Origin of the sequence: Tsukamurella soli, from assembly GCF_039541155.1 — a bacterium.
Taxonomy (GTDB): Bacteria; Actinomycetota; Actinomycetes; order Mycobacteriales; family Mycobacteriaceae; genus Tsukamurella; species Tsukamurella soli.
Window position 1 is genome coordinate 1 of record NZ_BAABFR010000147.1, and the last position, 8,729, is coordinate 8,729.

Annotated in this window: 9 protein-coding genes; 8 read left to right on the forward strand and 1 reads right to left on the reverse strand. The window is 70.7% G+C overall.

Features of this window, described 5'->3' with window-relative positions:
• The 5 genes from ABD908_RS25260 to ABD908_RS25280 all read left to right on the forward strand — a co-directional run.
• A partial coding sequence (locus tag ABD908_RS25260; protein WP_345001279.1) for a guanyl-specific ribonuclease occupies positions 1-324 on the forward strand: 324 nt, incomplete at its 5' end.
• Positions 321-770 carry a barstar family protein gene (locus ABD908_RS25265; RefSeq protein WP_345001281.1) on the forward strand — a complete coding sequence of 150 codons (450 nt, stop codon included), beginning with the start codon at positions 321-323 and terminating at the stop codon, positions 768-770. The genes ABD908_RS25260 and ABD908_RS25265, both read left to right, overlap by 4 nt.
• An 88-nt stretch (positions 771-858) precedes the next feature.
• Positions 859-1,695: an exodeoxyribonuclease III gene (locus tag ABD908_RS25270; protein ID WP_345001291.1), complete on the forward strand. Its 837-nt coding sequence runs from the start codon at positions 859-861 to the stop codon at positions 1,693-1,695.
• An 11-nt stretch (positions 1,696-1,706) separates the two neighbouring features.
• Positions 1,707-2,762, forward strand: coding sequence for a tryptophan--tRNA ligase (gene trpS, locus ABD908_RS25275; protein WP_345001283.1), 1,056 nt, complete (start codon positions 1,707-1,709; stop codon positions 2,760-2,762).
• A gap of 80 nt (positions 2,763-2,842) precedes the next feature.
• Positions 2,843-3,877, forward strand: a complete 1,035-nt coding sequence (locus ABD908_RS25280) for a YhjD/YihY/BrkB family envelope integrity protein (protein ID WP_345001285.1) — start codon at positions 2,843-2,845, stop codon at positions 3,875-3,877.
• 23 nt (positions 3,878-3,900) lie between these two features.
• On the opposite strand, the gene ABD908_RS25285 is transcribed toward ABD908_RS25280, so the two are convergent.
• Complete coding sequence (locus ABD908_RS25285) at positions 3,901-5,247, reverse strand: D-alanyl-D-alanine carboxypeptidase family protein (protein WP_345001287.1); 1,347 nt, start codon at positions 5,245-5,247, stop codon at positions 3,901-3,903.
• 85 nt (positions 5,248-5,332) lie between these two features.
• On the opposite strand from ABD908_RS25285, the gene ABD908_RS25290 reads away from it, so the two are divergent.
• From ABD908_RS25290 to ABD908_RS25300, 3 genes are all read left to right on the forward strand, one after another.
• Positions 5,333-6,202: a ferredoxin family protein gene (locus ABD908_RS25290; RefSeq protein WP_345001289.1), complete on the forward strand. Its 870-nt coding sequence runs from the start codon at positions 5,333-5,335 to the stop codon at positions 6,200-6,202.
• Between the two features lie 189 nt (positions 6,203-6,391).
• The gene (locus ABD908_RS25295; protein WP_345001293.1) at positions 6,392-6,991 is read left to right on the forward strand and encodes a PadR family transcriptional regulator; all 600 of its coding nucleotides are present in this window, start codon (positions 6,392-6,394) and stop codon (positions 6,989-6,991) included.
• Positions 6,992-7,137: 146 nt separating this feature from the next.
• Positions 7,138-8,729, forward strand: a 1,592-nt coding sequence (locus ABD908_RS25300) for a DHA2 family efflux MFS transporter permease subunit (RefSeq protein WP_345001295.1), incomplete at its 3' end; no start/stop codon positions are given.

Below are 8,729 nucleotides of genomic sequence, written 5' to 3' on the forward strand. Positions count from 1 at the left end.
CCCAAGCCCGGCCCCCGGGCGAGGGCGGCGGGCGCGTCGACGATCGCCGCGGGCGTGCCGCAGCGCGTCGTCGCCACGCTTGCGTTGATCGACGCGGGGAAGTGGCCGCCCGCCGGTTCGGGCACCCACGGCGGGACGACGTTCGCCAACCGGGAGGGCCGTCTGCCCGCCGCCGTGAACGGGCGGCGGATCAGTTACACGGAGTGGGACGTCAACGTCAAGCAGCGCGGCCACACCCGGGACGCCGAGCGCATCATCACCGGCAGCGACGGCAGCGCCTGGTACACGCTGGATCACTACAAGACCTTCGTGAGGATCCGATGAGTAACACGCTCAGCGCCTTCCTGGCCGAGCCGGCCGGTGCGGTCCTCAGTGCCGCCCCCGGGCTCGACGCGCTCCGGTACCGCCCGGCGCCGACGGTGCGGGTGGTGCGCGGTAGTCGCATGCGCACCAAGGCCGCGCTGCTCGACGAACTCGCGGCCGCCCTGCAGTTCCCGCTGCACTTCGGCGGCAACTGGGACGCGCTCGCCGACTGCCTCGGCGACCTCGACTGGATCCGGGCGTCCGGCACCGTCGTCCTCGCAGTGGCCGAGGCCGAGCAGGTCCTCGCCGACCAGCCCGCCGAGCTGGCGACCCTCGCCTCCGTCCTCGCCGACGCCACCGGCGACGGTGCGCGGCTCGCGGTGCTGCTGCACGCGAGCGGCGGGGACCCCGCAGCCGTGCGAAAGACGTGGGGCGATGCCGGGCTGGCGCTGACCGTCGCGGGTTGACGGGTCGGCCGGCGCAGCCCGCGGGCTCCGCTCGTCCCTCGCTTCGCCCGGTCCTGTCGGAGCTCTCCGATACGGTGCTGGCGTGGGAATCACCGGCACGTCCATCACCGTCACCACGATCAACGTCAACGGCATCCGCGCCGCCGTGAAGCAGCGCTCCGAGCAGAACCTCGGGATGCTGCCGTGGCTGGAGCAGACCTCCGCCGACGTGATCGCGCTGCAGGAGGTCCGCGCCGACGAGGACCAGGTCGCGAAGGCGCTCGCGCCTGCGCTCGCCGCCGGCTGGCATCTCGCGTTCGCACCGTCGGTGACCAAGGGGCGCAACGGCGTCGCGGTGCTGTCTCGCCTGGAGCCCGACGCCGTGCGCGTCGGCTTCGGCAGCGACACCTTCGACGCGGGCGGGCGCTACCTCGAGGTGGACCTCGGCCGGCTGACGGTGGCGTCGCTGTACCTGCCGTCGGGTGATGTCGGCACGGAGAAGCAGGACGAGAAGGACGCGTTCCGCGCGGAGTTCGGCGAGTACCTCGCGGGGCTCGGTCGCAAACGTCGGGATGTCGTGGTGTGCGGAGACTGGAACATCGGCCACACCGAGCTGGACATCAAGAACTGGAAGGGCAACGTGAAGAACTCGGGCTTCCTGCCCGAGGAGCGCGAGTGGATGTCGCAGCACATCGGCACGGGGCGGGCGTTCAAGGACGTCGTCCGCGAGCTGCACCCCGACGCGCCGGGTCCGTATTCGTGGTGGAGTTGGCGCGGCAAGGCGTTCGACAACGACTCGGGCTGGCGGATCGATCTGCAGATCGCGAACAACTCGCTCGCGAAGCGGGCGGTCGGTGCGCGCGTGGAGCGGGCGGATGCCTACGCGCTGCGCTGGTCGGACCATGCACCCGTCACCGTCGAATATTCGGTCGCACCGCCTCGATAGACTGCACCACTGTGACCGAACCGCAGCAGCAGTCCGATGCCCCCGTCGCTCCGCCTGCCCCGGCCGCCCGCCGGCAGCGCGTCCTGTCCGGCATCCAGCCCACGTCGGACTCGTTCCACCTGGGCAACTACCTGGGTGCGGTGCGGCAGTGGGTCGCGTTGCAGGACGAGTTCGAGGCGTTCTACTTCATCCCCGACCTGCACGCGATCACGGTGCCACAGGAGCCGAAGCAGCTGCGGCAACGGACGCTGGTCGCCGCGGCCCAGCTGCTGGCCCTCGGCGTGGACCCGGCCAGGGCGACGATCTTCGTGCAGTCGCAGGTGCCCGAGCATGCGGAGCTGACCTGGGTGCTCAACTGCATCACCGGCTTCGGCGAGGCCGGCCGGATGACGCAGTTCAAGGACAAGTCGCAGAAGCAGGGCGCAGACAACGCCACCGTCGGCCTGTTCGACTACCCCGTGCTGATGGCCGCCGACATCCTGCTCTACCGCGCGCAGCTGGTGCCGGTGGGTGAGGACCAGCGGCAGCATCTCGAGCTCACCCGCACGCTCGCGCAGCGGTTCAACACCCGCTACAAGAAGACGTTCGTGGTGCCGGAGGCGCACATCGTGACCGGTACGGCCAAGATCTACGACCTGCAGAACCCCACCGCCAAGATGAGCAAGTCGGCGGAGTCGGACGCGGGGCTGATCAACCTGCTCGACGACCCGAAGGTCAGCGCTAAGCGGATCCGCTCGGCCGTCACGGACACCGAGCGGGAGATCCGCTTCGACCGCGAGGCCAAGCCGGGCGTGTCCAACCTGCTCACGATCGAGTCCGCGCTGTCGGGGGCGACGATCGCCGGCTTGGAGGCGAAGTACGCGGGCCAGGGTTATGGCGACCTCAAGGCCGGGGTGGCCGACGTGCTGGTCGAGTTCGTGGCGCCGCTGCGCGAGCGCGTACAGAGGTATCTCGACGACCGCGCCGAGCTCGACAAGATCCTCGCCGCCGGCCGTGATCGGGCTCGAGAGGTGGCGTCGGGCACGCTCGCCGACGTCTACGAGCGCACCGGCTTCCTGCGGGCCTGACCGGCCGGGGGATTCGAGCGAGCGGATCCGGTGTGTTCCAGTAACGTTCCGTCGGAGACGACGCAGCGGAGGGCACGACGGTGGCACAGACGCTATCCGAGATCGAGAGCGACAAGGCCCCGGGCCGCCTCGACCGATACCGGGCCAGATGGCCGTGGTTCGACCACGTGATGAAGGCGGGCAGCCGCTACCAGACCAACAACGGCGACTACTTCGGCGCCGGCATCACGTATTTCAGCGTGTTCGCCCTGTTCCCGCTCGCGATGCTGGCCTTCTCGGTGATGGGCTTCGTGCTCGCCAGCCACCCCGACATGCTGAACCAGATCGAGCACCACATCGAGACGTCGGTGTCGAAGGACTTCAGCGAGACCGTCACCAAGCTGATCCGGCAGGCGGTCGGCGCGCGCGGCACCGTCGGCATCGTCGGCCTGGTCGGCGGCGTGTGGGCGGGCCTCGGGTGGGTCGCGAACGTGCGCGCCGCGCTGACCAAGATGTGGGACAGTGATACCCCGAAGCAGAACATCGTGCGGAGCAAGCTCGCCGATCTCGTCGCCCTGTTCGGCCTGGGGCTCGCGATGCTGGTCTTCGCCGGCATCACCGCAGTCGGATCCAGCCCGCTGACCCGCGAGCTCTTCGAGGACGCCGGCCTCGGGCACGCGCCGGGACTGCACCTGGTGGTCACCGTCGTCACGCTGGTGGTGACCGTGTTCGGCGCGTGGGTGCTGTTCACCTACGTCATCGCGCGGATGCCACGCGTGCCCTTCCCGTGGCATCACGCGATCCGCGCCGGGCTGATGACCGCCGTCGTGTTCGTGATCTTCACCCAGGTCGCCACGCTCGTCATCGGCAAGACGCTGCGCGGGCCGGCGGGCGCGACCTTCGGCCCGATCCTCGGGATCATGCTGTTCGTCTACTTCACGTCGCGGATCGTCCTGTTCGCGACCGCGTGGGCGGCCACGGACCCGCGCAACCAGCAGTTCGTGATCCCCAGGGCGCCCGACCCGGTGGTGATCTCGCCCGTCGTGCGGGAGGAGCGCGCCGGCTCGGTGCTCACCGGGATCGCCGCGTTCGCGGCGGGTGTGTCGGCAGCACTGCTGCTGCGGCGCCGTCGCTGAGCAGGCCCGGCTGCCTCGCGCAGTCACCGTCGGCGGCTGGTCCGCAGCGTCGCGCCCACCACCGCCGCCACCAGCAGCAGTCCGCCCACCGCGAGCAGCAGTTTGGTCAACGGGTGCCGTGCCGCGTGGGCGGTGGCCCTGGCCGGCGCGGCGAACCCGGCAGCCTGGGCGCCTCCGTCAGCGTCCGAGGCGACCGCCGGCTGGTCGCCCGGGAGCTCGCCCACCGACGCGCCCGGCGGGAGCGACTCCCCGTACGCGAGCAGCCGCCGGTACTGGTCCCAGTAGGAGTTGCCTTGGTAGGCCAGGCCGAACATCTGCGATATCACGTAGGTCTGGCCGCTGCGCTGCACCGCGCCCACGTACGTCTTCTCGGCGTCGTCGGTGTAGCCGGTCTTGCCGCCGATGCCGCCGGGGATGTCGAACAGCAGCCGGTCCTCGTTGAGCATCGTGTAGCCGGGGTGCGGCTTGTCGCCCGGTACGTCGCGACGTGCGGGGTAGCCGGGGAAGAACGCCTCCTTGGTCTCATCGAGCTGCCGGAAGGTCTTGTCGGCGAGCGCAGCACGAAGGATGAGGACCTCGTCGTAGGGGCTCGTGCTCATGCCGGGCGCGTCGAGGCCGGACGGCGACGCGACCCGCGTGTCGTGCGCACCCAGCGAATCGGCCAGCGCGTTCATCTTGTCGACGGTGACGGCGACCCCGCCCAGCTGCATCGCCAGCGCGTGCGCGCAGTCGTTCCCGGACAGCAGCAGCAGTCCCAGGAGCAGGTCCCTGACCGTGTAGTGGCCACCCGGGCCGATCCCGACGGCGTCGCCCTCCTGTGCGGCGTCCTCGGGCGTACCGGTGACGACGGTGTCGAGGTGCAGGTCCCGCAGCGCCACCTGGGCCAGCAGCAGCTTGATCGTGCTGGCCGGCCGGTACCGTCCGTGCGGGTCCTTCGCCGCCAGCACCCTGCCCGTCGTGATGTCGGCGATCAGCCAGCCGGACGAGTCGATGCCGGCCGGGGCGGGCGGGGCACCGGCAGGCAGTATCAGGCCGCACGCGCCGAGTCGCTCGCCACCGACGGGCGGGGAGGGCACGGGCAGCGGACTCGGAGCGGTCTGGCCCGGCTCGGGCACCTCCGAGGTGTCCACGGGCGGGGGCGGCACCTCGCGGTGCGGGCAGCCGTCGGTGTTCTTGGTGGTCACGCCGGGGTAGTGCGGGGACGTGCGGTCTGCGCCGCGGGCGGGGGTGGTCGTGAGTGTCGCCTCGGGGGGAATCGGCGCCGGGGTCGGCTCCGCCTGCGCGATGCCGGGCGCGGCGAGCGCCGCGAGCAGCGCGGTCACGGTGGTCAGCCGTGCTGCGGCGGCGGGAAGGGACGGGCGCGCGGTCATCGGGGGTCAGAGTAGCCGCAGTGGGTCACCGCCGTCACCGGGCCGCGACGGTTCCCGCGGTCGACCCTGCATTACCGTGTGGCGCATGTCCGCCCAGGTCCTGTCCGACGAGACCGCCGCACCCCGCTGCTCCCTGTTCGTCGACGAGCCGCTCCCCGGCACCGCCGCCACCGAGGACGGGTGGCTGTGCATCGAGAGCTCCGGCGGGTGGGCGCACGACGTGCTGCGCAGCGACGTGTTCGCGCCCGACGTCGCAGCCGCGATCTCCCGCTTCGCGAAGCGTCACCGCCTGCGGGTACTGCTCATCCGGCGTCCCGGCCGGGTCGACCATCGCCGCGCGCGGACGGTGTTCATCGCCTCGTCGGTGCCCGGCGGCACGAGCCTGCGGCGATTCACCGTGACCGACTACGCCGCGATCGCGGAGCTCGACCCCGCTTCCGGGGAGGAGGCCGGCCCGATCGCACTGGTGTGCGCGCACGGGCGGCGCGACGTCTGCTGCGCGGTCCGGGGCCGGCCGATCGCCGCGGCGCTCGCCGGCTGCTACCCGGACCCGGTGGTGTGGGAGTGTTCGCACACCGGCGGCCACCGGTTCGCCCCGGTGCTCATCGTGCTGCCGACCGGCTATACGTACGGGCGCGTCACGGGGCAATCGGCCAAGGACGTCTTCGACGGCGCGCGGGCCGGGGTCGTGCTCCCCGCCGGACTGCGCGGGCGCTCGTCGACGCCGCCGGTCGGGCAGGTCGCCGAGGTCGCGATGCGGGAACTGCTGGGTCCGGCGCCGGTCGACGCGCTCACCGTGACCGTCGACGGGGATCGGGCGATCGTGGCTCACGCCGACGGACGGTCGTGGGTGGTCGGGGTCGCCTCGGAGCCGCTGCCGCCCCGCCCGGCGTCGTGCGGCAAGGAGGCGAAGGGCGCCCGCGCCTGGCTGGTCACCTCGCTCGCGCCGCTGTGATCGGCGGTCCCCAGCGCGCACGGCCTACTTGTCGGAGGGCTGTGGCAGAGTGCGGTCGACGAGTGGCTGAGAAGGCGAGAATCGATCCGGAATCGCCCATACGGGTTTTGGTACCCAGCGGACTATTCCGTGCGGAGTATTCCGCGCGGTACAGTGTGCACGTCGATCGGAGAGGAGGGTGTGGTGCAGATGCTCGGCGATATCAAGCTGACACCGCTCGGGATCGCGGCGCTGTCCCTCCTCACGGAACGAGACATGCACCCGTACGAGATGTTCCAGACGTTGATGGCGCGGCGCGAGGACGTGATCGTCAAGGTGCGGCCCGGTTCGCTGTACCACGCGGTGAACCGGCTGGCCGAAGACGAACTGGTGGAGGCGGTGGGCACCGAGCGGGACGGGAACCGGCCTGAGCGGACCACCTACCGGATCACGCGGCCGGGACGCTACGCACTGCGAAGCAGGGTGGGGGACATGCTCGCCAACCCTGCGCGGGAGTATCCGGCGTTCCCTGTCGCGGTGTCCAAGGCGCACGACCTGCCGGCCGATGAGGTGGCGAGCCACCTGCGCAATCGGCGCTCAGTACTCGAGCGCGACGTCACCGTACTTCGCGACACGATCGCGGCGTTGCCCGACAAGCCGCGTGTGTTCCTCCTCGACATCGAATACCTGGCCGTGATGCGCGAGGCCGAGATCGCATGGGTCTCGGCACTTCTCGACGACATCGAAGGCGACACCATCGCGTGGCCCGCGCTGGCCCGCACCACCGGAGAGGGAGAGGATCCTTCATGAGCACCAACGACGCCGTGACGTCACACGTCGCGTCCGGGCCGCCACCCACGCCACCGTCGGCGGGAGCGGCTGCGCCGGGCGCGCAGACCAGCCGACACGCGGAGCCCGGCTCGGCCGGATACCACCCGTGGCCTGCACTGTGGGCCATGGTCATCGGGTTCTTCATGATCCTGGTCGACACGACGATCGTGTCGGTGGCCACCCACTCCATCATGGTCGACCTGCACACCGATTTGAACAGCGTCGTCTGGGTGACCAGTGGCTACCTGCTCGCGTACGTCGTGCCGCTACTGTTCAGCGGCCGGCTCGGCGACATGTTCGGGCCCAAGTGGATCTACCTGATCGGCCTCGTGATCTTCACCCTGTCATCCGCCTGGTGCGGTCTGTCGGGGAGCGCAGCCCTGCTGATCACCGCCCGCGTGGTGCAGGGTGTCGGCGCCGCGCTGATGACGCCGCAGACGATGGCCGTGATCACCCGCATCTTCCCGGCCCACAAACGCGGCACCGCGATGGCCCTCTGGGGCTCGGTCGCCGGCGTCGCCATCCTGGTGGGTCCGCTCGCCGGTGGCTTCCTGGTCGACAACTTCGGCTGGAAGTGGGTGTTCTTCGTCAACGTCCCGATCGGCGTCGTGGCATTCGTGCTCGCGGTGTGGCTGGTCCCGACGTTGCCCACGAAGAAGCACAAGATCGACTACCTCGGCATCCTGCTCAGCGCGGCGGGCCTGTTCCTGATCACGTTCGGCCTGCAGGAGGGGCAGCGATACCACTGGGGCACCATCTCCGGTCCGATCAGCATCTGGTTGTTGATCGGCGTCGGTATCGCGCTGCTGGTGATCTTCGGGTGGTGGGAGTCGCACACCCCGGAGCCACTCATGAGCCTGTCGCTGTTCAAGGACCGCAACTTCACGCTCGCCAACCTCGGTATCACCACGATGGGCTTCGCGATCACGGGCATGTCCATCCCGCTGATGCTGTTCGCACAGGTGTCGATGGGCCTGTCGCCGATGCGCTCCGCGTTGCTGATGATCCCACTGGCTGTGCTCTCCGGCGCCCTCGCCCCGCTATCCGGCCGGCTGACGGACCGGCTGCACCCGCGCTATCTGGCCGGCTTCGGCTTCGCGGCCACGGCTGCGTCGTTCTTCTGGCTCGGCGCCGTGGCCGACCCCACGGCCCGCGTGATCGAGATCGTGGCGCCGCTGGCGCTCATGGGCATCGGCAACGCGTTCATCTGGGCGCCGCTGTCGGCCACCGCCACCCGCAACCTGCCGATGAGCCTCGCCGGCGCCGGCGCCGGCGTGTACAACATGACCCGCCAGGTGGGCGCGGTGCTCGGTTCGGCCGCGGTCGGCGTGCTCATGCAGCGCCAGTTGGCGAGCAAGCTGGGCGCGGTATCGCATGGGCATCCGGTGAACATCGAGGCGATGGAGACGAGTTCGGGCCCCGCGCCGCACAACATCCTGCTGCCGTTCGCACAGGCGATGGGCACCAGCATCTACCTGCCGGCCATCGCGCTGATAATCGGCTTCCTCGCGGTGATCTTCTTCGCCGCGCCGACGCACAATCGAAACGGCGCCCCGGCGGCGGCACAGGTCGGGGGCCCCGCCCACGACGGAGCGGCGGTGCCTGTGCAGGCGGCGGCGGCCGCTGCTCCGGCGGCGTCCGTTCGGGCGACCGTGGCGCCTGCGACGGCGGGAGTGGCGTTCGCCTCCGCCGTCGCAGGCGCCACGGTCGCCCGAAC